We start from the raw sequence: 22,259 nt of genomic DNA, 5'->3' as shown, positions 1-22,259 counted from the left end.
CCGCGGCTTCAGCAGCAACGGATCGGTCGCCCCTTGCCGCCGCCGTAGCGTGCCTCCTGGCGTTCGCGGAAGAACTCCTTGTAGCTCATCACCGGCTTGTCCGGGTGCTTGTTGCGCATGTGCTCGACATAGGTGTCGTAGTCGGGCATGCCCACCAGCATCCTGGCGGCCTGCCCGAGGTACTTGCCCATGCGGCTGAGGTCATTGAACACGTGTCACCTCCTGCCTCAGGCCTCGGGAATGGGCTGGAACGGCGCTTCCTTGTCGGTGCGCTCCTTCTTGGTCCAGGCCTTGGCGCCGACCTTGATGGAGTACACCAGCACGCTGAACACCACCAGCAGGAACAGCACGGTGAGGCCGGCGTTGATGTAGGCGTTGAGCATCACCGTCTTGACCTGGGCGAGGTCCTTGGCCGGGGCCAGGACCTGGCCAGCGTCCAGCGCGGCGCCGTACTTCTGCGCCAGGGCGACGAAGCCCACCGCCGGGTTGCCGTCGAAGATCTTGATCAGGCCCGCGGCGCTGGTGCAGATCAGCAGCCAGGCCGCCGGCAGCGCGGTGACCCACACGTACTGCTGGCGCTTCATCTTGATCAGCACCACGGTGGCGAGCATCAGGGCGATGCCGGCGAGCATCTGGTTGGAGATGCCGAACAGCGGCCACAGGGTGTTGATGCCGCCCAGCGGGTCGACCACGCCCTGGTACAGCAGCCAGCCCCACAGCGCCACGCAGCCGCCGGTGCCGACGATGTTGGCGCCCCAGGAGTCGGTCTTCTTCAGCGACGGGACGAAGTTGCCCAGCAGGTCCTGCAGCATGAAGCGCCCGGCGCGGGTGCCGGCGTCCACCGCGGTGAGGATGAACAGCGCCTCGAAGAGGATCGCGAAGTGGTACCAGAAGGCCATGGTGTTCTCGCCCGGCAGCACCTGGTGGAGGATGTGGGCGATGCCCACGGCCAGGGTCGGGGCGCCGCCGGCGCGGGCCAGGATGGTGGTTTCGCCGATGTCCTTGGCGGTCTGGGTGAGTATTTCCGGGGTGATGGCAAAGCCCCAGCCGCTGACGGTCGCGGCCACCGCGGCGACGTCAGTGCCGACCACCGCCGGCGGGCTATTCATGGCGAAGTAGATGCCCGGCTCGATCACCGAGGCGGCGACCATGGCCATGATCGCCACGAAGGACTCCATCAGCATGCCGCCGTAGCCGATGTAGCGGGCGTCGGGCTCGCGGTTGAGCAGCTTGGGCGTGGTGCCCGAGGAGATCAGCGCGTGGAAGCCGGACACGGCGCCACAGGCGATGGTGATGAACAGGAAGGGGAACAGGCTGCCCTTCCACACCGGGCCGGTGCCGTCGGTGAACTGCGTCAGGGCCGGCATCTTCAGCTCCGGCATGACGATCAGGATGCCGATGGCCAGGGCGACGATGGTGCCGATCTTCAGGAAGGTCGACAGGTAGTCGCGCGGGGCCAGCAGCAGCCACACCGGCAGCACCGAGGCGATGGCGCCGTAGCCGATCAGCATCCAGACGATCTGCACGCCGTGGAAGGTGAACACCGGCGCCCACTCGGGGCTGGCCGCGACCTGCCCGCCGAGCCAGATGGAGCCCAGCAGCAGGGCCACGCCGACCACCGAGATCTCGCCGATGCGGCCCGGGCGGATGTAGCGCATGTACACGCCCATGAGGATCGCGATCGGGATGGTGGCCATCACCGTGAACATGCCCCAGGGGCTTTCCGCCAGGGCTTTCACCACGATCAGGGCGAGCACCGCGAGGATGATGATCATGATCAGGAACGCGCCGAACAGGGCGATGGTCCCCGCCACCTGCCCCATTTCCTCGCGCACCAGTTCACCCAGCGAGCGCCCGTTGCGGCGGCTGGAGATGAACAGGATCATGAAGTCCTGCACCGCGCCGGCCAGGACCACCCCGGCGATCAGCCAGAGGGTGCCGGGCAGGTAGCCCATCTGCGCGGCGAGCACCGGGCCCACCAGCGGGCCGGCGCCGGCGATGGCGGCGAAGTGGTGACCGAAGAGGATGTGCTTGTTGGTCGGGACGTAGTCCAGGCCGTCGTTGTTGAGCACCGCGGGGGTGGCTCGGTTGGGGTCCAGTTGCATCACCTTCTCGGCGATGAACAGGCTGTAGTAGCGGTAGGCGACCAGGTAGATGGCGACCGCCGCTACCACGATCCACAGGGCATTGATGGCTTCGCCGCGGCGAAGCGCCACGACTCCTAAGGCACATGCTCCGACTATCGCCACGATCGCCCAGGCGAGGTGACGTAGCAGGCTGTTGTTATTGTTCATGGCGATGCTTCCGACTGTTGAAGGGCGAGAATTCGCAGGAAAAATTCTAGTCCTTTCCGGCGAGTCATTCATACGACCTTAGTCTAGAGCCGTTGCAACGATATTGCCGCCTGAAAAGGGGCGGTCTGGTGTCGCGGCCCGCGCCGCGCAAACCGCTCTGCGTCGAGGGTTTGCGCGCGGGCCGGCGCGGCCTGGGAAGCTCAGGCGGGTTGCTGGGCGTAGCGCGCCAGAACCCCGAGGATAAGCCCCTTTCCCGGAATCTTGTTGTCCATGCTCCGCTCCGCCTTGGTTTGATGGGGAATCGCCCTAGCAGCTTTGGCGACGCCCGGACGGCTGTCAAACCGCCGGCCGGCGATGCGACGGGCGACAGGGGCTTGGCTATAGTGAGGCGAACGCAAATCGGCCGGAGAGCCCACCCATGAGTGACGATCACGCTGAACGACGGCGCTTCAGCCGCATCGCCTTCGACGCCAGCACCGAGGTCGCCCAGGACGGCCAGCGCTGGAAGGCCGAATTGCAAGACCTGTCGCTGCAGGGCCTGCTGGTGACCCGCCCGCCGGGCTGGAACGGCGACCCGGGCAAGCCCTTCGAGGTGCGCATCTACCTGGGCTTCGACGCCAACATCTACATGGAGGCGGACCTGGCCTGGGAACGCGAGGGCCTGCTGGGCTTCATCTGCCGGCACATCGACCTGGACTCCATCAGCCACCTGCGCCGCCTGGTGGAACTCAACCTGGGCGACGCAAGCCTGCTGGAGCGCGAGCTGACGGCGCTGGGGGAACAGGCGTAGGGCGTACGACCGTTCGCGGTTGTACGCCGTTTGACCCAGGGTACGGCCGCGCCCAGGTCAGCCTCGGGGCTGCCGGGGATCACGGTTAACCGGCGGATAACGTCGAACGTTATCCGCCCTACGCCGCCCCACCCACGCCATTCCCCTGTAGGAGCGCGCCCTGCGCGCGAAATCGCGGGCAGGGCCCGCTCCTACAAGGTTGCCGGGGAGCACGCTATTCCTCCTCCCCCGTAGGAGCGGACCTTGTCCGCGATAGCCGGACGTATCGGCGCGGATCGCGGATGAGATCCGCTCCTACGCCGCCCCACCTGCGCCATTCCCCTGTAGGAGCGCGCCCTGCGCGCGAAATCGCGGGCAGGGCCCGCTCCTACAGGTTGCCGGGGAGCACGGCATTCCTCCCCCGTAGGAGCGGACCTTGTCCGCGATAGCCGGACGCCCCGGCGCGATTCGCGGATGAGATCCGCTCCTACGCGGCCCCACTCATGCCATTCCCATTGTAGGAGCGCGCCCTGCGCGCGAATCGCGGGCAGGGCCCGCTCCTACAGTTCGCTGGGTAGCACGGCATTCCTCCCCCGTAGGAGCGGACCTTGTCCGCGATAGCCGGACGTCCCGGCGCGATTCGCGGATGAGATCCGCTCCTACGCGGCCCCACTCATGCCATTCCCATTGTAGGAGCGCGCCCTGCGCGCGAATCGCGGGCAGGGCCCGCTCCTACCGTATGGGCGGGCGGTGCGCGCTATTCGAACAACGCATCCAGCGCCTGCTCCAGGCGCGTCACCGGGATCACCTGCAGCCCCGGCGGGGCTTCCTTGGGGGCGTTGCCCTGGGGTACGATGGCGCGCTTGAAGCCGTGCTTGGCGGCTTCCTTCAGGCGTTCCTGGCCGCTGGGCACCGGGCGCACCTCGCCGGACAGGCCGACCTCGCCGAACACCAGCAGTTGATGATCCAGCGGCCGGTTGCGCAGGCTGGACATCACCGCCGCCATCAGCGCCAGGTCCGACGCGGTTTCCAGCACCTTCACCCCGCCCACCACGTTGAGGAACACGTCCTGGTCGTAGGTGGGAATGCCGCCGTGGCGGTGCAGCACCGCCAGCAGCATGGCCAGGCGGTTCTGGTCCAGGCCCAGGGTGACGCGCCGCGGGTTGGCCAGGTGGCTGGTGTCGACCAGCGCCTGCACCTCCACCAGCATCGGCCGCGAGCCTTCCCAGGTGGCCATGACCACGCTGCCGGGCACCGATTCCTGGGCGCGGGTGAGGAAGATCGCCGAAGGGTTGGAGACCTCCTTCAGGCCACGGTCGGTCATGGCGAACACGCCCAGTTCGTTGACCGCGCCGAAGCGGTTCTTCACCGCCCGCAGCAGGCGCAGGCGGCCGTCGGACTCGCCCTCGAAATACAGCACGGTGTCGACCATGTGCTCCAGCACCCGCGGGCCGGCCAGGGCGCCTTCCTTGGTGACGTGGCCGACCAGGAAGATCGCCGTGCCGCTCTGCTTGGCGAAGCGCACCAGCAACGCGGCGCTCTCGCGCACCTGGGCGACGCCGCCGGGGGCCGATTGCAGCTGTTCGGTGAAGATGGTCTGGATGGAGTCGATCACCATCACCTTGGGCTGCTCGTGGCGAGCAGTGGCGATGATGCTCTCGATGCAGGTCTCGGTCATGACCTTGAGCTTGTCTTCCGGCAGGCCCAGGCGCCGCGCGCGCATGGCCACCTGCTGCTGCGACTCTTCGCCGGTGACGTAGAGCGCCGGCATGCGGTTGGCGATGCTGCACAGGGTCTGCAGGAGGATGGTCGACTTGCCGATGCCGGGGTCGCCGCCGATGAGCACGACAGAGCCGTCCACCAGGCCGCCGCCGAGGACGCGGTCGAGTTCGTTGGAGGCGGTGCTGAAGCGCGGCATCTCCTCGACGCTGACTTCCGCCAGGGTCTTGATGTTGGCCTGCTGCCCGGCCCAGCCGCCGCGTCCGGAACTGCCGGAGCCGCCGGTAGGCGTGGTGTCGAGAACGGTCTCCACCAGGGTGTTCCAGGCGCCGCAGTCGGCGCACTGGCCGGCCCATTTGGGGAAGGTGGCGCCGCACTCGGTGCAGCCGTACATGCGCTTGGCCTTGGCCATGGGCGGACTCCGTCGAAGACAAAGCCCGCATCATAGCGGTTCGCGCCTGGCGCTTCAGCCCGCTGCGACAGTGGCCGACGGATGCGGCCGAAGGATCAGCCCGCCAGCAGGCGGTACTGGCTCTCCATGTCGTAGCGCAGACCTTCGCGGCGCATGATCAGCGCGGCCAGGGTGCCGTCCGGGCGCTCGATGCCCTCTTCCACCCGGCTGATGCGCTGGTCCAGCAATTCGTACTGCAGTTTCAGACGTACCAGACGCTCCTGGGCCCGGTGCGGGTCGAACGAGGTCTTGGCCTGCTTGCGGAGGGTCTTGCCGAGGGGACGCTGCTCTTTACGCATGGCTGATCACCAGCAGTAGAAAAAGTTGTCCGAAGACTACGCCCGACCTCGGCGAGCTCCCTTGATATCGATCAAGCTCAGCTTGAACGCTGCAGCAGCTCGGCGATCTCGTCCTTCAGGGCGACGCGCTGCAGCTTGAGGTTGTTCAGGGCCAGGTCATCCAGCGGCTCGCGGCCGTCCTCGATGTCGTAGATGCGCCGGTCCAGCTCCTCGTAGGTGCCGGCCAGGCGGGTGAAATGGCTGTTCTCGCCGATAAGCTTGGCGATCTTGGCGCGCTGATCGGGAAACTCACGGGCCAGGGGATGGTGCTCCAGCGGCATGGCGGTCCTCCTTACTGCGTGGGTGGATGATTCCCTTCAGCCTAGACCACCACCGAATTTCGCCCAGCGCCGCCGGTCATGCCGGAACTTTTGCGCTGGCGGCTGTCCATGCCGGCTCGGGGGAGTGTTCAACACCGGCGCGGCCGCTAAACTCCCCCCTGTCCCCTCTATCCCTACAAGGAGTCTGTGCATGAGTCTGCTTAGCGAGTTCAAGGCCTTTGCCGTCAAAGGCAACGTGGTCGACATGGCCGTCGGTATCATCATCGGCGCCGCCTTCGGCAAGATCGTCTCGTCCTTCGTCGGCGACGTGATCATGCCGCCGATCGGCCTGCTGATCGGCGGGGTCGACTTCTCCGACCTGGCCATCACCCTCAAGGCCGCCCAGGGCGACGCTCCGGCGGTGGTGCTGGCCTACGGCAAATTCATCCAGACCTGTCTGGACTTCCTGATCGTCGCTTTCGCCATCTTCATGGGCGTGAAGGCCATCAACCGGCTCAAGCGCGAAGAGGCCGCCGCCCCCGAGGCGCCGCCAGCGCCGACGCCCCAGGAAGTGCTGCTGACCGAGATCCGCGACCTGCTGAAGAACCAGCAGAACCGCAGCTGATCCGGCCCCGCGCGCCGTCAGGCGGCGCGCGGCGGCTGCAGCAGCAGGCGCTCGACGCGCCGTTCCTTCACCTCCAGCACCCGCAGGCGCCAGCCGCGGTGCTCCAGTTCGTCACCGGCCGCCGGCAGGCGGTCCAGCAGGTGCAGCGCCAGGCCGCCCAGGGTGCGGCAATCCTCCGGCGCCTGGCCGCGGAAGCCGATGCGCTCGGCCAGCAACGCCAGGGTGGTGGCGCCGCGCACGCGCCAGCCATCGCTGCCCTTCTCGATGTCCGGGCCGGCCATCTCGCTGGCGTCCGGCAGTTCGCCGGCGATCGCCTGAAGGATGTCGGTCAGCGTCAGCAGGCCCTCGAAGCCGCCGAATTCGTTGACCACGAAGGCCACGTGGGTCGATGCCTGGCGCATCTGCTCCAGGGCGCCGAGCACGCTGCAGCTGTCCGGCAGGTTCAGCGGCGCCCGCAGCAGCGGCTCGATGTCCGGCTGGCGGCCGGCGAGGATGGCCTTGAGCAGTTCCTTCTTGTGCACGTAGCCCAGCGGCTCGTCCACCTGGCCGGCACGGATCACCAGCAGGCGCGAGTAGGGCGAATCCAGCAGCACCTGGCGCGTCTGAGCGGCATCGGCGTCCAGGTCGATGCGGTGTACCTCGGTGCGTTCGGTCATCACCGAGCGGATGGAGCGCTCGGCCAGCTCCAGCACGCCGCTGATGAGCACCCGCTCGCGGCGGTCGAAGGGCGCGTCGGCCGGCTCTTCGCCCAGCATGTCGGCGATTTCCTCGCCCACCTCGTCGGCCTCCACCTTGCCGCCCAGCAGGCGCAGCACCGCGTAGCGCGTGCGCTCGCGCGGGCCGCGGCTGCCCTGCAGGCTGCGCCGGCGGCGCCAGCGCACCGCCTGGTTGGCCAGCTCGATGAGGATCGAGAAGCCGATGGCGGCGTACAGGTAACCCTTCGGGATGTGCAAGCCCAGACCCTCGGCGGTGAGGCTGAAGCCGATCATCATGAGGAAGCCCAGGCACAGCATGATCACCGTGGGGTGGGCGTTGACGAAGGCGGTCAGCGGTTTGCTGGCGACCATCATCAGGGCCATGGAGAAGACCACGGCGATCATCATCACTTCCAGCTGCTCGACCATGCCCACGGCGGTGATCACCGCGTCCAGGGAGAACACCGCGTCGAGCACCACGATCTGCGCCACCACCGGCCAGAACGCGGCGTAGACCCGCGCGCCGCCAGCCTTGTGCACGCGCCCTTCCAGGCGTTCGTGCAATTCCAGGGCGGCCTTGAACAGCAGGAACAGGCCGCCGAACAGCATGATCAGGTCGCGCCCGGAGAAGGCCTTGCCGAACACCTCGAACAGCGGTTCGGTGAGGGTCACCAGCCAGGAGATGCTGGCCAGCAGGCCCAGGCGCATCAGCAGCGCCAGCGACAGGCCGATCAGCCGGGCGCGGTCGCGCAGCTGCGGCGGCAGCTTGTCGGCGAGGATGGCGATGAACACCAGGTTGTCGATGCCCAGCACCAGCTCCAGCAGGATCAGGGTGAGCAGGCCGAGCCAGGCCGTAGGGTCCAGGAGCCACTCCATGGTCAGCTCCGGGGCGCGCGCTGGGGCGCGGCGAGGGTGTGGGGGAAGGTATTATCGAAGGGGTCGTCGGCCGCCGGGGGCGGCTCGCTCGTGTGGCAGTCCATGGGGTTCCAGGGGCTATGGATGGACGGCCATCCTAAGGGCAAAGACGCCCGCGGCTTAAGCGGGCAATCTTTTCCAAATCTTGCCTACCAGTAGTTCTCCACGGCGATCTGCCCGGGCTTGCGCGTCAGCGCCAGGTTCATGCCGCGGGTCTTCAGCACCGCGCGGGTGTCCTCGATCATCTGCGGGTTGCCGCAGAGCATCACCCGCGAATGCTCGGGGGTGAGTTCCAGGCCGGCGGCGCGTTCCAGCTCGCCGTTCTCGATCAGCGTGGTGATGCGCGCGCCCAGGCAGCCGGGCACCTGCTCGCGGGTCACCACCGGGATGAACTGCAGCTTGTGCGCGTGCTCGGCCAGGTAGTCGCGCCCGGCCAGGCCGGCGATGAGGTCGCGGTAGGCCAGCTCCTTTTCCTCGCGGGCGCTGTACACCAGCTTGATGGTCTCGAAGCGCTCCCACACCTCGAAGTCCTGGAGGATCGACAGGAAGGGCGCAAGCCCGGTACCAGTGGCCAGCAGCCAGAGGTCGCGGCCGTCGGGGAAGCGGTCGAGGGTGAGGAAGCCGAAGGCCTGGCGGTCGACCAGCAACTGGTCGCCCTCGCGCAGGCGGCTCAGCTCGCTGGTGAACTCCCCGCCCGGCACCACGATGGAGAAGAACTCCAGGTGCTCGTCGTGGGGCGCCGAGACCATCGAATAGGCGCGCCAGACGATGCTGCCGCTGGGCTTGTACACGCCTAGGCGGGCGAACTGCCCGGCGCGGAAGCGAAAGCCCGCGTCGCGGGTGGTGCGCAGGGTGAACAGGCTGGGGGTCAGCGTCTGCACGTCGAGCAGCGTCTGACGGGTGAACTTCTCTTCGCTGGCGGTCATACTCCGCTCCCGATCCAATCTCTGCCTACAGTTTCTCCCATCGCAAGAGCGAGAAACACCGTCAGATATCAGGGCCTTTGCCGCAAACCGCGGCCGGCCTGACCTGGCGCAACGAAAAAGCGATGCCCATGCCGACCTTCCACACGCCCTTCGCCGAACTCGACCTGATCCGCCAGCCGGAGCAACGCAACGACCCGCTGCAAGCCTTCGACGCCGCCGACGAATACCTGCTGCGCCAGGTGGCCGCCGACGGCCTGGCCGGCGATTGCCGGGTGCTGGTGCTCAACGATGCCTTCGGCGCCCTGGCCGCGGGCCTGGCCGGGCACGCGCAGGTGACCAGCAGCGGCGACTCCTTCCTCGCCGCCCTGGCCCTGGGCAAGAACCTGGCGCGCAACGGCCTGGCGGAGGACGCAGTGGCCTTCGTGCCGGCCAGCGAAACCCCGGCGGGCCCCTTCGACCTGGTGCTGCTGCGGGTGCCCAAGACCCTCGCCCTGCTGGAGGAACAGCTGATCCGCCTGCACGGCCGCCTGGCGCCGGGCGCGCGGGTGATCGCCGGGGCCATGGTCAAGCACCTGCCGCGCGCCGCCGGCGACCTGCTGGAGAAATACATCGGCCCGGTGCAGGCCTCGCTGGCCGAAAAGAAGGCCCGCCTGCTGTTCGCCACGCCTGTGGATAAAGCCCCGGTCGCCTCGCCCTACCCCAACCGCTACACCCTGGACCAGCCGAAGCTGGAACTGCTCAACCACGCCAACGTGTTCTGCCGCGAGGGCCTGGACATCGGCACCCGCGCCTTCCTCCCGCACCTGCCGCGCGGCCTGGGCCGGGCGCGGGTGGCGGACCTGGGCTGCGGCAACGGCGTGCTCGCCATCGCCAGCGCCCTGGCCAACCCGGAGGCCCACTACAGCCTGGTGGACGAATCCTTCATGGCCGTGCAGTCGGCCCGCGAGAACTGGCGCGCCGCCCTGGGCGAACGCGAGGCGCAGTTCCACGCCGCCGACGGCCTGGCCGGGCAGCCGGCGGACTCGCTGGATGTGGTGCTGTGCAACCCACCCTTCCACCAGCAGCAGGTGGTCGGCGACTTCCTCGCCTGGCGCATGTTCCAGCAGGCCCGCCACGCGCTGGTCAGCGGCGGCCAGCTGTGGATAGTCGGCAACCGCCACCTGGGCTACCACGCCAAGCTCAAGCGCCTGTTCCGCGGCGTCGAGCAGGTGGCGGCGAACCCGAAGTTCGTGGTGCTCAAGGCGAGCAAGTAGGACCGACGGTCATTGCCTTCCGCAGGGCGGCGGCGCAGAATACACACATAGCTGTACACACATATCTGTGGAGGTCCTTGCCATGTCCTCGCCCACACTCCCCAGCCGCGTCTTCATGAACGGCAACAGCCAGGCGGTGCGCATTCCCCAGGAGTTCCGCCTGGACGCCAGCCGCGTGGAAATCCGCCGCCAGGCCAATGGCGACCTGGTCATCCACCCATTGCCCGAGGACCGCGGCGAGGCGTTGCTGCAGGCGCTGTCCGGCTTCGACGACGAGTTCATCGAAGCACTGGAAGAAGGGCAGCGCGAACAGCCGCCGATGCAGGAGCGGGAAGAGCTGTGAAATACCTGCTCGACACCAATATCCTCATCTACCTGCTGAAGAACCGCCCGGAATCCGTGGCCCGACGGGTCAATGCCCTGCCCGCCGACGCCGGCCTGTGCATGTCCTTCTTCACCTATGCCGAACTGCTCAAGGGCGCCGAACGCAGCACCCGGCGCAGCGAGGTCCTGCGCCAGCTGGAGCGCCTGACGCGCCAGGTGACGGTGGTCTACGACGGCACTCCGCGCCTGTGCGAGCACTACGCGACGCAGTTCACCCGCCTCAAGCTGGCCGGCACGCCGATCGGCGCCAACGACCTGTGGATCGCCTGCCACGCCCTGGCGCTGGAGGCGACCCTGGTGACGCACAACACCCGCGAGTTCGAACGCATCGACGGGCTACGCCTGGAAGACTGGGCGGTCGAGTAGGGCATCGCGGACGGAGTCCGCTGCTACGCGGCCCCATCCGCGCCGCATCCCTGTAGGAGCGCGCCCTGCGCGCGAATCGCGGGCAGGGCCCGCTCCTACAAGTTACCGGGAGGCACGGCATTCCTCCCCCGTAGCGGACCTTGTCCGCGATAGCCGGAGGTATCGGCGCGGATCGCGGATGAGATCTCCTACGCTGCCCCAGCCGCGCCACGCCCCTGTAGGAGCGCGCCCTGCGCGCGAATCGCGGGCAGGGCCCGCTACAAGTTGCCGGGGAGCACGGTATGCCTCCCCCGTAGGAGCGGACCTTGTCCGCGATAGCCGGACGTATCGGCGCGGTTCGCGGATGAGATCCGCTCCTACGCTGCCCCAGCCGCGCCATTCCCCTGTAGGAGCGCGCCCTGCGCGCGAATCGCGGGCAGGGCCCGCTCCTACAAGTTGCCGGGGAGCACGGTATGCCTCCCCCGTAGGAGCGGACCTTGTCCGCGATAGCCGGACGTATCGGCGCGGTTCGCGGATGAGATCCGCTCCTACGCGGCCCCACCCGCACCATTCCCTTGTAGGAGCGAGCCGGGTGTCAGGGCCGCGGGGGTGTCTACGTCGCGCAGGACGCCGGGGTCGTTCACGTCGATGGGTTGCCAGGCTTCGCGGTGGGCTTGCAGCACCGCGCGGGCGCCTTCGTCGCCTTGCAGGGCGCGGAGTTCCGGCCAGAAGGCGCGGCCGAAGAGGACCGGGTGGCCGCGTTGGCCTTGGTGCAGGGGGAAGACGATGTGCTGTTCGCTGGCGTGCGACGCCAGCAGGCGCAGGGTTTGCGGGGCTATCCAGGGCATGTCGGCGAGCAGGATCGCCACGCTGGTGGCCGGGTTGTCGGCCAGCGCGGCGACGCCGGCGGCGAGGCTGTGGCCCAGGCCGGATTCCGCCTCCGCGCAGCGCACGATGGAGATATCCACAGGCACGCCGAGCGCCGCCGCATCATCCTCCGGGCGCAGTACCACGCAGACTTCGTCGAACGCCTCGCAGGCATTGGCCAGGCTAGCCGCCAGCAAACCACGGCCATCGGCCAGGCGCGCCTGGCGCTTGTCGGCGCCGAAGCGCCGGGCGAAGCCGGCGGCCAGCAGCAGCGCGACGGTCGTCACAGGCTCTCGCGCTCGATGCCGCTGCGGGTGCGGAGGATGTCGGCGAGCACCGCCAGGGCGATTTCCGCCGGGGTCTTGCTGCCCAGGTTGAGGCCGATGGGCGCGTGGATGCGCGCCAGTTCGCGCTCGCCCAGGCCGCCGACGCGCTCCAGGCGCTCCATGCGCCTGGCCGAGGTGGTGCGCGAGCCCATCACGCCGATGTAGAAGGCTTCGGTGCGCACCGCTTCGAGCATCGCCAGGTCGTCGATCTTCGGGTCGTGGGTCAGCGCCACCACCGCCGTGTCGGCGTGGCAGCCGCCGTTGGCGATGAAGATCGACGGCAGTTCGCGGCGGATCTCGATGCCGTCCAGCTCGACGCCATCCAGCGCTTCCTCGCGCGGATCGCACAGGATCACTTCGAAGCCCAGGCCCTTGCCGAACTCGGCGCAGGCATGGGCCACGCTGGAATAGCCGGCCAGCAGCAGGCGCTGGGCTGCGCCGACGCGCAGCTGCACCGTGCCGGCGTCGCGTTCCACCCGGGGGCCGTGGCTGTGGTCGTCGTTCAGGCTGCGCGCGCCGCTGGCCAGGTCCACCCGGCGCAGCAGGCGGCGCTGGCCGAGCAGCGCCGCTTCCAGTTCGCGCAGGTGCGCCTGGACTTCGCAGTCCGGCGCCAGGTTTTCCACCAGCACGTCGAGGATGCCGCCGCAGGGCAGGCGGATGTTGCTGCGCTCGTCGCCTTCGCCGTAGCGCACCACCTTTACCGGTTCGGCGAACTCGCCGGCGGCCACGCGCTCGAGGAAGTCGTCCTCGACGCAGCCACCGGACAGCGAGCCCACCCACTGCCCGCCCTGGTTCACCGCCAGCAGCGAGCCCGGCGCGCGCGGCGCCGAGCCGTAGGTGAAGAGCACGGTGCAGAGCCAGACACGCTGGCCCTCCCGGGACCAGCGCAGCGCCTGGCGGATCACTTGCAGATCGAGATGTTGCACTTCACATCGCCTTGCCGGCATGGGCCGGCACACCATCGGACTTCAGTTGCGCAACCGCCTTGGCGTCGAGGTCGCCGGGCAGGCCGCCCCAGCTTTGACGCAGGTAGTTGAGCAGATCGGTGAGTTGCGCGTCATCCAGTTTATCCGCGAAGCCGGGCATCGGCTGCATGCGTTCGAAGCCGCCGAACTGCTGTTCGCCGATGCCGTCGACGATCACCCGCAGCAGGTTGCGCGAGTCGGCCAGGCGCAGGGTGGTGTTGCCCTGCATGGCCACGGCGATGTGCGGCTTGCCCTCGCCTTCGGTGCCATGGCAGCCGGCGCAGACGTTGAGGTACTGCTGGCGGCCGCGTTTGGCGCTGGCGGACAGCTGTGGATAAGCCACCGCCTGCACCGCCCTGGCCGCCGGCGGCTGGTCGCCCAGCAGGTAGCTGGCCATGGCCTGCAGGTCGGCGCTGTCCAGGTGCTGGGTGCTGTGGTGCAGCACCGGGAACATCTCGTTGAACATGCTGCCCTGGGCGCTCATGCCGTGCTCGAGGAAGGCCGACAGGTCGGCGTGGTTCCAGCCGCGCGCGGCCAGGTCCGCGGGCAGCAGGCTGGGCGCCAGGTAGCCGTTGAGCAGGGCGCCGGACAGGCGCTTGTCCTGCTGCAGCGCGCCGATGGCGTTGCGCGGGGTGTGGCATTCGCCGCAATGGCCGAGCACTTCCACCAGGTACTGGCCGCGCTGCCAGGGCTCGCTCTTGCCCTCGGCGCCCTGCAGCTGGACGCTCTTGCCGTAGAGCAGGTTCCAGCCGGCCAGCCCCGCGCGCACGTTGAACGGGAAGCTCAGCGCAGTCTCGGGCGCGGCGCGGTGCACCGGCTCGACGGTCATCAGGTAGGCGTGGATGGCGTCGGAGTCCTCGCGCCTGATCAGGTGGTACGAGGTGTAGGGCATCGCCGGGTAGAGGTTGGCGCCGTCCTTGCGCTTGCCCTCGGTGAGGGCGGCGAAGAAGTCGTCGGCGCTGTAGTTGCCGATGCCGTAGTCCTTGTCCGGGGTGATGTTGCTGCCGTAGATGGTGCCGAACGGCGAGGCGATCGGCAGGCCGCCGGCGAAGGGCGCGCCGCCCGCCGCGGTGTGGCAGGCCGTGCAGTCGGCGGCGCGGGCCAGGTATTCGCCGCGCTTGACCAGGTCGGCGTCGGCGGCCTGGGCGCCGGCGACCAGGCCCGCGCTCAGCAGCAGGCCGGTTAGCAGTCGCGCCATGCTCAGCCCTCCTTGACCAGGCCGAGGTCGCTGAGGACCTCGGCGGTGGCGTTGTAGTAGCGCACGTAGCCGGTGCAGCGGCAGATGTGGTGGCCGAGGCTGGCCTCGATCGCCGACTCCAGCTCGCTCTTCTTCAGCGGCTGGCGCTGGGCCTTTTCCACCAGCACGGTGGCGGCGTTGACGAAGCCCGGCGCGCAGTAGCTGCACTGGAAGGCGAAGCGCTCGACGAACTTCTGCTGGATCGGGTTCAGCTCGCTCACCTGGCCCTGCGCATCGCGCTTGGCGTGGCCTTCGATGGTGCGCACCTTCTTGCCGTCGAACCAGTTGGCGCCGGTGATGCAGGTGCGCACTTCCTCGCTGGTGCCGTCGGGGTTGTCGACGATCACCACGCAGGCGTGGCAGATGCCCTGGCCGCAGCCCAGGCGCGAGCCGGTGAGGTTCTGGTATTCGTGCAGGTAGTCGATCATCGGCAGGTCTTCGGGGACCTCGACCGGGCCGACGCCCTGACCGTTGAGGGTCAGCTGGAGCTTAGCCATTGAGGGCCTCCTTGATGCGGGCGGGGGTGGCGGGCAGGTCGCGGACGCGCTTGCCGATGGCGTGGGCGATGGCGTTGCCCACGGCGCCGGCGATGGGGATCATCACCACTTCGGCGATGCCCTTGGACGGGTCGCTGGGCGACAGCGGCGGGAGGATCTCCGAGGTCTGCTTCCACACCGCCACGTCCTTGGCGCGCGGCAGGCGGTAGCGGTTGAAGTTCCAGTCGCCCTCGGCCGGGCCGCCCTCGTGCAGCGGCATCTCTTCCAGCAGCGCGTGGCCCAGGCCCATGGCGGTGCCGCCCTCGATCTGGCCCTTGACCAGCTCCGGCACCAGCACCCGGCCGCACTCCACCCAGGAGTGGTGGTTGAGCACCTGCACCTCGTGGCTGCCCTTGTTGACCTTCAGCTCCACCAGGGTGGCCACCGGGCTGTAGTAGGTGACCGCTGCGTTGTTCAGCTGCACCGGCGGGTAGTTCACGTTCCTGCGGTCCAGCAGGTGGAAGCCGGCGCTGGTCATCTGCGCCTTCTTCGCCTGCGGCGCGCCGTCGCCGTACTTCACCGCCAGGCCGTCCAGCGGCAGGCGCTCGCTGACGCCGTCGATGCTGAACTCGCACTCGGCCCAGCTCCAGCGGTTGAAGGCGTGCACCGTGGCGCCGGTGACCAGGCCGCGCTCGTGGGCGCGCCTGGCCAGCACGGCGAAGGGCAGCGGCTGCATGCCGTTGGCGGTGAGTTCGCCGTTCACCCAGTGGGCGTCCTCGCGGCGCACCACGTAGGGGTTGGCCTGGCCGCCGTAGGGGCCCTGGCGCCAGATTTCCAGGGCCGCCGGCCACAGCCCGTGGTTGAACAGCACGCGCGCCGCCTCGCGGGTGGCGTGGCTGAAGTAGTAGGCCGAGTTGGTGGCCGAGGACGCCGAGGCGTACTTGCCCACCCAGCGCGGGTTGCGCAGCTTCTCGTCCTGGGTGGCCTGGCTCATGGTGTAGGGGTCTTCGCCGCTGAGCAGTTGCAGCTCCGGCCACTGCGTCTCGGCGGTCTTCACCTCGTCCGCCGGGCGGCCGAGGAAGTCGGCGGCGACCAGGGCCTGGGAGGTGGACATGCCGGTGCCGATCTCGATGCCGATGTGGCGCAGCTGGATGCGCCCTTCGGCGTCGAACTCCAGGCTGGCCATGGGCGCCTCGGAGCCGGTGCCGAAGTCCTTCTGGCAGATGGCGAAGCCGACGCCGTACCAGTTGTCCGCATCCTGCGCGTCGAACTGCTTCTTGCGTTCGGCGCGGTTCTTCCACACCTCGTGGGCGGCGGCCTTGTCGAGGATCTCGTGCAGGCGCAGGGCGCCGGCGGGCACCGCGCCCTGGGTGTTCTTCATGCCCGAGACCAGCGCGTTGCGCCTGCGCAGTTCGATGGGGTCGACGCCCAGGCGCTCGGCGATCTCGTCCACCATCATCTCGGTGGAGGCCATGCTCTGCAGGGTACCGTAAACGCGCATGGAGCCGGCCTCGACGCCGCGCGAATGGTAGGCGGTGGCCTGCAGGTCGCTCTGCGGCATGTAGTAGATGGACTGCGCGGCGGTGGCGCCCACGGCGGCCACCGAGGCGCTGTAGTTGGCGCGGCCGCCGCCGTCCAGGCTCATCTCGGCGCGGAAGATGCGGAAGCCCAGGTCCTTCTTGTCCACCGCCAGTTGGTAGCGGATGTCGAAGGCGTGGCGCTTGATGCCGCTCTGGAACTGCTCGTAGCGGTCGTTCGCCAGGCGCACCGGCACGCCTTCGCCGTACAGCGCGGCGAGGGCCGCGTAGTAGACGAAGATGTTGTGGTCCTTGGAGCCGTAGCCGACGGTGTAGCCGGGGTGGATGTTCAGCGTGGCCAGGCCGAAGCGCGACGGCGCGATCATGTGCACCGTCTCGTAGGCGGCCTCGAACGGGCACTGGGTGGCGACCACGAAGTGCAGGGTCTTGCTGGCCGGGTCGTACCAGCCGTTGCCGTTGTCCGGTTCCAGCGCGGCGGGCTCGATGGACGGCGTCCTGTAGCGCTCGTCGAAGACCAGCCAGTCGGCCGGCGGGTTGTCGACCTGGTCCTTGATCTTCTGCGCGTAGAACAGGCCCTGCTCGGTGAGGTTGCCGTGCTGGCTGGGCTGCTGGTCCCACACCGGCTTGCGGTTGCGGATCATCGGGAAGAGGATCGAGGCCTTGAGGCTGGAGAACTCGTCCTCGTCGGCCGAGGTCTTCCCGCCCACCCGCACGTAGCGGAAGCTGCCGTAGGGGTCGCCCTGGTACAGCGGCGCCTGGGCGCCGTAGCGGATAGCCTTGTCGTTGAACTTCAGCTTGAGCTTGGCCCGGCGGAAGCGCTCGAAGTCATGCCAGATGAGGATGGCCACCGGGTGGCCGATGAACATCGGCACCTTGCCGGTGGGCAGCAGCGGGTCCGGGCCGTGGGCCTCGGGGAAGGCGATGCCGTCTTTGGCCAGATCGTCAGCGGTGACGATGCGGTCCGGCTGCAGGTCGTCGCCCAGCCAGGCGAGGTCGTAGCCTTCGTAGATACGGTCGGCCTTGAGCGTCTTCAGCAGCATGGCGTGGCCCTGCTGCTGCGGCCAGCCGGGCATGTCTTTCGCGCGGATGTCACGGGCGAACACCTTGTTGCCGCAGACCTTGGAAATGGCGTCGTTGCGCAAGCGCACCTTGCCGTCGTGGCCGAGCCACTGCTCGGCCGGCACCGTCACGCTCTTCTCCATCAAGGCAGCGAAAGCCCGGCTGCCCAGCGGCGCCAGGGTGACGCTCACGCCGGCGATCAGACCGCCCTGGAGGAAGGCGCGCCGGGAGATATCACGGTTGGACATGGATCATCCTCTGGGCGGTGCACTACCCGCCCATGTCGTTATGGAGTTCTGGAACCGGCGGAACCGAGGCGTGGAACGGCGCGACGACGGCGTTGCGGGCCGCGTCGTCCTACGGAAAATCCTGACCGATACGTCAACTTTACCCAAATCGCACGCCTCAGGCAAAAGTTAAGCAGGGCGGTCAGCGAACCGAATGCGCCGTGGCCGTCCACTCGTCTGAAGGAAAATGCCTACCGAATTTGTTACGGCGTGCTACGCTCACCGGCCTTTGCTTAGCTCCCTAACCAGTCGTCCGCGCACCATGTCCGCCGAAGCCACCTCGCTGCTCCGCCACCGTCCCTTCCTCGCCTTCTGGCTCGCCCGCGTGTGCACTGCCAGTGGCTTCCAGATGCTCACCGTGGCCATCGGCTGGCACATGTACGAGCTGACCCACAACGTGCTCGACCTCGGCCTGGTGGGCCTGGTGGAATTCCTGCCGCGGGTGCTGTTCATGCTGCACACCGGGCACGTCGCCGACCGCTACGACCGGCGCAAGGTCGCCGCCCTGTGCCAGGTGGCCCAGGGCCTGGTGGCGCTGGCCCTGGTGCTGGGCGCCAGCACGGGCAGCGTGACCCGCGAGATGATCTTCGTGCTGGCCTTCCTGCTCGGCAGCGCGCGTTCCTTCGAGATGCCGACCACCCAGGCGCTGCTGCCGAACATCGTGCCCAGCGCCCTCTTCCCCCGCGCGGTGGCGGCCTCGGCCTCGGCCATGCAGGCGGCGACCATCGCCGCGCCGGCCCTGGGCGGCCTGCTCTACGCCTTCGGCGCCTTCTGGGTGTACGCGCCGACCACGCTGCTGTACTTCATGGCCTGCGCGCTGTCGCTGAGCCTGCAGGCGCGCCGGCAGAACGGCATCCAGGGCAAGGCCAGCCTGGCCTCGCTGATGGCCGGCATCCATTTCATCCGCAGCCGCCCGGACATCTTCGGCGCCATCTCCCTGGACCTGTTCGCCGTGCTGCTGGGCGGCGCCACCGCGCTGCTGCCGGTGTTCGCCAAGGACATCCTGCTCACCGGCCCCTGGGGCCTGGGCCTGCTGCGCTCGGCGCCGGCGCTGGGCGCGCTGCTGATGTCGTTCTGGCTGGCGCGCTTCCCCATCGAGCGCAACGTCGGGCGCATCATGTTCCTGGCGGTGGGCATCTTCGGCGTGGCGACCATCGCCTTCGGCCTGTCCACGTCCTTCTGGCTGTCCCTGGGCGTGCTGGTGGTGCTGGGCGCGGCGGACATGATCAGCATGGTGATCCGCGGCGCCTTCGTGCAGCTGGAAACCCCGGACGAGATGCGCGGCCGCGTCAGCGCGGTGAACGGGCTGTTCATCGGCGCCAGCAACCAGCTCGGCGAGTTCGAGTCGGGGCTGACGGCGCATTGGTTCGGCACGGTGCCGGCGGTGGTTATTGGCGGCGTGGGGACGCTGGTCGTGACGGGGGCGTGGATGAAGCTGTTTCCGACGTTGGCGCAGCGGGACAAGTTGCACTGAAGCGCTCTTCGTAGGAGCGAGCTTGCTCGCGAACAGAGTTCCCCGGCGATTCTGGAGTTCGGGTTTCAGAGCGCCCTCTCCCCAGCCCTCTCCCTGAAGGGAGAGGGGGCTAGTCCGTGCCGAGAACGATATGGTTTCCGCCGGAAACACCATACCTGCCGGCTAACTCCAGAACGCTCGACTCTGCCCAACGGTCCCCTCTCCCTTCAGGGAGAGGGTTAGGGAGAGGGAGCGGAGTCAACCTCAGGCGCCGTAGCGACAGGGAAACGCCATTCGCGAGCAAGCTCGCTCCTACGAAAAGCCCAAAAGCCCCCCAATAAAAAAGCCCCCGCCAAAGCGAGGGCTACAGGCACCCGAAGGCGCCCAAGTGGGAGTCTCAGTGCGGCGCCCCCAACCCCGCCGCATTCATCAGCAGGCGCATCAGCCAAGCCGCCACGCCCAGGGCGGCGACACTGCATGCCCAGATCAGCACCAGCCAGCCCAGGCGCTTGTACAGCGGTGCCTTCACGGTTTGCGGTTTCATCGCCGAGCCCTCAGTGGTAGCCATCGCCGTGCTTCACCTTGCCGCGGAACACGTAGTAGCTCCAGGCGGTGTAGCCGAGGATGAAGGGAATGATGAACAGCGCGCCCACCAGCATGAAGCCCTGGCTCTGCGGCGGCGCCGAGGCGGCCTGGATGCTCACCCCCGGCGGGATGATGTTCGGCCACAGGCTGATGCCCAGGCCGCTGTAGCCGAGGAAGATCAGCACCAGGGTGAGCACGAAGGGCAGCGCGTTGTCGTTGCGCGCCACCGAGCGCAGCAGGGCGTAGAAGGTCAGCAGCACCAGCAGCGGCACCGGGGCGAACCAGAACAGGTTGGGCAGGCTGAACCAGCGCTGGGCGATCTCGGCGTGGGCCAGCGGCGTCCACAGGCTGACGATGCCGATCACCGCCAGCAGCACCAGCGCCAGCGGCCGCGCCAGGTCGTGCATGCGCTCCTGCAGCTTGCCTTCGGTCTTCATGATCAGCCAGGTGCAGCCCAGCAGGCTGTAGGCCACGATCAGGCCCAGGCCGCAGAACAGCGGGAAGGGCGCCAGCCAGGCCAGCGAGTCGCCGGCGTACTGCCCGTCGACCACCGGCAGGCCCTCGATGAAGGCGCCCAGGGCCACGCCCTGGAAGAAGGTCGCCGCCAGCGAGCCGCCGATGAAGGCCTTGTCCCAGATGTGCCGCTTGTGCGCCTTGGCCTTGAAGCGGAACTCGAAGGCCACGCCGCGGAAGATCAGCCCCACCAGCATCAGCACCAGCGGCAGGTACAGCGCCGAGAGCACCACCGAGTAGGCCATCGGGAAGGCGCCGAACAGCCCCGCGCCGCCGAGCACCAGCCAGGTCTCGTTGCCGTCCCACACCGGCGCCACCGTGTTCATCATCACGTCGCGGTCGCGCTCGTCCTTGAAGAACGGGTAGAGCATGCCGATGCCGAGGTCGAAGCCGTCCATCACCACGTACATCATCACGCCGAAGATGATGATCACCGCCCAGATCAGCGGAAGGTCGATACCCATGCTCAGTTCCTCCCCGCCGGGTGGTCGTCATCTTCGTCGAAGCCCTCGGCGGTGGCCGACAGCGGCCGCGCCGCGGTGCGCTGGCGACCGGCGCCGCCCTCGTTGTGCTCGCGGCCCTCGTCGGTGACCGGGCCCTTGCGCACCAGGCGCATCATGTAGCCGATGCCCACGCCGAACAGCGAGAAGTACACCAGCACGAACATCACCAGGGTCAGGCTCATCTGCAGGGTGCTGTGGTTGGACACGCCGTCGGCGGTGCGCATCAGCCCGTAGACCACCCAGGGCTGGCGGCCGACCTCGGTGGTGAACCAGCCGGCGAGCAGCGCCAGCAGCCCCGAGGGGCCCATCCACAGCACCAGGCGCAGGAAGGCGCGGTTGCGGTACAGCCCCTCGCGCCAGCGCAGCCACAGGCTCCAGACGCCGACCAGGATCATCAGCATGCCCAGGCCGGCCATGATGCGGAACGACCAGAAGACGATGGTGGAGTTGGGCCGGTCCTCGCGCGGGAAGTCCTTCAGCGCCGGGATCGGCTCGGTCAGGCTGTGGCGCAGAATCAGGCTGCCGAGCACCGGGATCTCGACCTTGAAGCGGGTTTCCTCGCGCTGCATGTCCGGCCAGCCGAACAGGATCAGCGGCGTCGGGCCGCCTTCGGCGTTGTCCCAGTGGCCTTCGATGGCGGCGATCTTCGCCGGCTGGTGCTCCAGGGTGTTCAGCCCGTGGGCGTCGCCGATCATGGCCTGGATGGGCGCGACCAGCAGCGCCATCCACATGGCCATGGAGAGCATCTTGCGGATCGCCGGGTTGTCGCGCCCGCGCAGCAGGTGCCAGGCCGCCGAGGCGCCGACGAAGAAGGCGGTGGCGAGGAAGGCGGCGATGGACATGTGCAGCAGGCGGTAGGGGAAGGACGGGTTGAAGATCACCGCCAGCCAGTCCACCGGGATCACCCGGCCGTCGACGATCTCGAAGCCCTGCGGGGTCTGCATCCAGCTGTTGGAGGCGAGGATCCAGAAGGTCGACATCAGCGTGCCCAGGGCCACCATCACCGTGGCGAAGAAGTGCAGGCCCGGGCCGACGCGGTTCCAGCCGAACAGCATCACGCCGAGAAAGCCCGCCTCGAGGAAGAACGCGGTGAGCACCTCGTAGGTCAGCAAGGGCCCGGTGATGCTCCCGGCGTAGGCGGAGAAGTGGCTCCAGTTGGTGCCGAACTGGTAGGCCATCACCAGGCCGGAGACCACGCCCATGCCGAAGTTGACCGCGAATATCTTCGACCAGAAGTGATAGAGGTCGCGGTAGACCTCCTGGCCGCTCTTCAGCCACAGCCCTTCGAGCACGGCCAGGTAACTGGCCAGGCCGATGGTGATGGCGGGGAAGATGATGTGGAAGGAGACGGTAAAGGCGAACTGCATACGCGCCAGTTCCAACGCCTCTAGACCCAACATGACGTTTCCTCTTCAGGGTGACGCCCGTCGTCGCACGCAGCGGGCAACTCGCCGGCCCACGGGAGCCGACAGTTTC

Annotated in this window: 21 protein-coding genes; 6 read left to right on the top strand and 15 right to left on the bottom strand. The window is 68.3% G+C overall.

From position 1 onward, the window contains the following. Positions 1–8: 8 nt before the first annotated feature. Both IG194_RS17275 and IG194_RS17270 read right to left on the bottom strand, forming a co-directional pair. Complete coding sequence (locus IG194_RS17275; protein ID WP_009613138.1) at positions 9–212, bottom strand: YbdD/YjiX family protein; 204 nt, start codon at positions 210–212, stop codon at positions 9–11. 15 nt (positions 213–227) lie between these two features. Continuing rightward, positions 228–2,294, bottom strand: coding sequence for a carbon starvation CstA family protein (locus IG194_RS17270; RefSeq protein WP_009613139.1), 2,067 nt, complete (start codon positions 2,292–2,294; stop codon positions 228–230). A gap of 418 nt (positions 2,295–2,712) precedes the next feature. On the opposite strand from IG194_RS17270, the gene IG194_RS17265 reads away from it, so the two are divergent. Continuing rightward, positions 2,713–3,084, top strand: coding sequence for a PilZ domain-containing protein (locus IG194_RS17265; RefSeq protein WP_009613140.1), 372 nt, complete (start codon positions 2,713–2,715; stop codon positions 3,082–3,084). A gap of 736 nt (positions 3,085–3,820) precedes the next feature. On the opposite strand, the gene radA is transcribed toward IG194_RS17265, so the two are convergent. The 3 genes from radA to IG194_RS17250 all read right to left on the bottom strand — a co-directional run bounded on the left by radA (position 3,821) and on the right by IG194_RS17250 (position 5,852). Continuing rightward, positions 3,821–5,194, bottom strand: coding sequence for a DNA repair protein RadA (radA, locus tag IG194_RS17260; RefSeq protein ID WP_058070082.1), 1,374 nt, complete (start codon positions 5,192–5,194; stop codon positions 3,821–3,823). A gap of 95 nt (positions 5,195–5,289) precedes the next feature. Next, on the bottom strand, positions 5,290–5,532 hold the full coding sequence (locus IG194_RS17255) for a hypothetical protein (protein ID WP_043268874.1): 243 nt from the start codon (positions 5,530–5,532) through the stop codon (positions 5,290–5,292). Positions 5,533–5,609: 77 nt separating this feature from the next. Then, positions 5,610–5,852 (bottom strand): YdcH family protein, encoded by a 243-nt coding sequence (locus IG194_RS17250; protein WP_009613144.1) that lies wholly within the window; start codon positions 5,850–5,852, stop codon positions 5,610–5,612. A gap of 190 nt (positions 5,853–6,042) precedes the next feature. Here IG194_RS17250 and mscL point away from each other — a divergent pair, with 190 nt between their 5' ends. Further along, the gene (mscL, locus tag IG194_RS17245) at positions 6,043–6,456 is read left to right on the top strand and encodes a large-conductance mechanosensitive channel protein MscL (protein WP_043268871.1); all 414 of its coding nucleotides are present in this window, start codon (positions 6,043–6,045) and stop codon (positions 6,454–6,456) included. A 17-nt stretch (positions 6,457–6,473) separates the two neighbouring features. On the opposite strand, the gene IG194_RS17240 is transcribed toward mscL, so the two are convergent. Beyond that, the gene (locus IG194_RS17240) at positions 6,474–8,027 is read right to left on the bottom strand and encodes a TerC family protein (RefSeq protein WP_058488325.1); all 1,554 of its coding nucleotides are present in this window, start codon (positions 8,025–8,027) and stop codon (positions 6,474–6,476) included. A gap of 188 nt (positions 8,028–8,215) precedes the next feature. Further along, complete coding sequence (locus tag IG194_RS17235; protein ID WP_058488324.1) at positions 8,216–8,992, bottom strand: ferredoxin--NADP reductase; 777 nt, start codon at positions 8,990–8,992, stop codon at positions 8,216–8,218. Between the two features lie 128 nt (positions 8,993–9,120). Between IG194_RS17235 and IG194_RS17230 the strand changes: the two genes are divergently transcribed. The 3 genes from IG194_RS17230 to IG194_RS17220 all read left to right on the top strand — a co-directional run bounded on the left by IG194_RS17230 (position 9,121) and on the right by IG194_RS17220 (position 10,995). Continuing rightward, on the top strand, positions 9,121–10,245 hold the full coding sequence (locus tag IG194_RS17230; protein WP_058489705.1) for a methyltransferase: 1,125 nt from the start codon (positions 9,121–9,123) through the stop codon (positions 10,243–10,245). An 82-nt stretch (positions 10,246–10,327) separates the two neighbouring features. After that, positions 10,328–10,588 (top strand): antitoxin, encoded by a 261-nt coding sequence (locus IG194_RS17225; protein WP_009613156.1) that lies wholly within the window; start codon positions 10,328–10,330, stop codon positions 10,586–10,588. Further along, positions 10,585–10,995: a type II toxin-antitoxin system VapC family toxin gene (locus IG194_RS17220; RefSeq protein ID WP_058488323.1), complete on the top strand. Its 411-nt coding sequence runs from the start codon at positions 10,585–10,587 to the stop codon at positions 10,993–10,995. The genes IG194_RS17225 and IG194_RS17220 overlap by 4 nt, the downstream gene beginning before the upstream one ends. 527 nt (positions 10,996–11,522) lie before the next feature. Here IG194_RS17220 and IG194_RS17215 read toward each other — a convergent pair. Genes IG194_RS17215 through IG194_RS17195 form a run of 5 tightly spaced genes read right to left on the bottom strand, consistent with a single transcriptional unit; the run spans position 11,523 to position 17,690 of the window. Continuing rightward, positions 11,523–12,128, bottom strand: a complete 606-nt coding sequence (locus tag IG194_RS17215; RefSeq protein WP_058488322.1) for an NTP transferase domain-containing protein — start codon at positions 12,126–12,128, stop codon at positions 11,523–11,525. Next, positions 12,125–13,093, bottom strand: coding sequence for an XdhC family protein (locus IG194_RS17210; RefSeq protein WP_058488321.1), 969 nt, complete (start codon positions 13,091–13,093; stop codon positions 12,125–12,127). Before IG194_RS17210 ends, IG194_RS17215 begins: the two co-directional genes overlap by 4 nt. Before the next feature lies 1 nt (position 13,094). Further along, entirely contained in the window at positions 13,095–14,330 is a 1,236-nt protein-coding gene (locus IG194_RS17205; RefSeq protein WP_058488320.1) for a c-type cytochrome, read from the bottom strand. A 2-nt stretch (positions 14,331–14,332) separates the two neighbouring features. Then, complete coding sequence (locus IG194_RS17200) at positions 14,333–14,866, bottom strand: (2Fe-2S)-binding protein (protein WP_009613171.1); 534 nt, start codon at positions 14,864–14,866, stop codon at positions 14,333–14,335. Next, positions 14,859–17,690 carry a xanthine dehydrogenase family protein molybdopterin-binding subunit gene (locus IG194_RS17195; protein ID WP_058488319.1) on the bottom strand — a complete coding sequence of 944 codons (2,832 nt, stop codon included), beginning with the start codon at positions 17,688–17,690 and terminating at the stop codon, positions 14,859–14,861. The genes IG194_RS17200 and IG194_RS17195 overlap by 8 nt, the downstream gene beginning before the upstream one ends. 301 nt (positions 17,691–17,991) lie before the next feature. Between IG194_RS17195 and IG194_RS17190 the strand changes: the two genes are divergently transcribed. Beyond that, complete coding sequence (locus tag IG194_RS17190) at positions 17,992–19,203, top strand: MFS transporter (RefSeq protein WP_058488318.1); 1,212 nt, start codon at positions 17,992–17,994, stop codon at positions 19,201–19,203. A 376-nt stretch (positions 19,204–19,579) separates the two neighbouring features. Here IG194_RS17190 and IG194_RS17185 read toward each other — a convergent pair whose 3' ends face one another. From IG194_RS17185 to IG194_RS17175, 3 genes are read right to left on the bottom strand one after another with little or no spacing between them, the layout of a single operon-like run. Then, positions 19,580–19,726, bottom strand: a complete 147-nt coding sequence (locus IG194_RS17185) for a DUF2474 domain-containing protein (RefSeq protein WP_082996270.1) — start codon at positions 19,724–19,726, stop codon at positions 19,580–19,582. A 10-nt stretch (positions 19,727–19,736) separates the two neighbouring features. Further along, positions 19,737–20,744, bottom strand: coding sequence for a cytochrome d ubiquinol oxidase subunit II (cydB, locus tag IG194_RS17180; RefSeq protein WP_043318694.1), 1,008 nt, complete (start codon positions 20,742–20,744; stop codon positions 19,737–19,739). 2 nt (positions 20,745–20,746) lie between these two features. After that, positions 20,747–22,183 carry a cytochrome ubiquinol oxidase subunit I gene (locus IG194_RS17175; RefSeq protein WP_058488316.1) on the bottom strand — a complete coding sequence of 479 codons (1,437 nt, stop codon included), beginning with the start codon at positions 22,181–22,183 and terminating at the stop codon, positions 20,747–20,749. Positions 22,184–22,259 lie beyond the last annotated feature (76 nt).

Source organism: Pseudomonas sp. ADPe (assembly GCF_014843515.1).
Lineage (GTDB): Bacteria > Pseudomonadota > Gammaproteobacteria > Pseudomonadales > Pseudomonadaceae > Pseudomonas > Pseudomonas citronellolis.
Note: the sequence above shows the minus strand (reverse complement) of the source record. Positions and strands in the feature narration are given on the sequence as shown.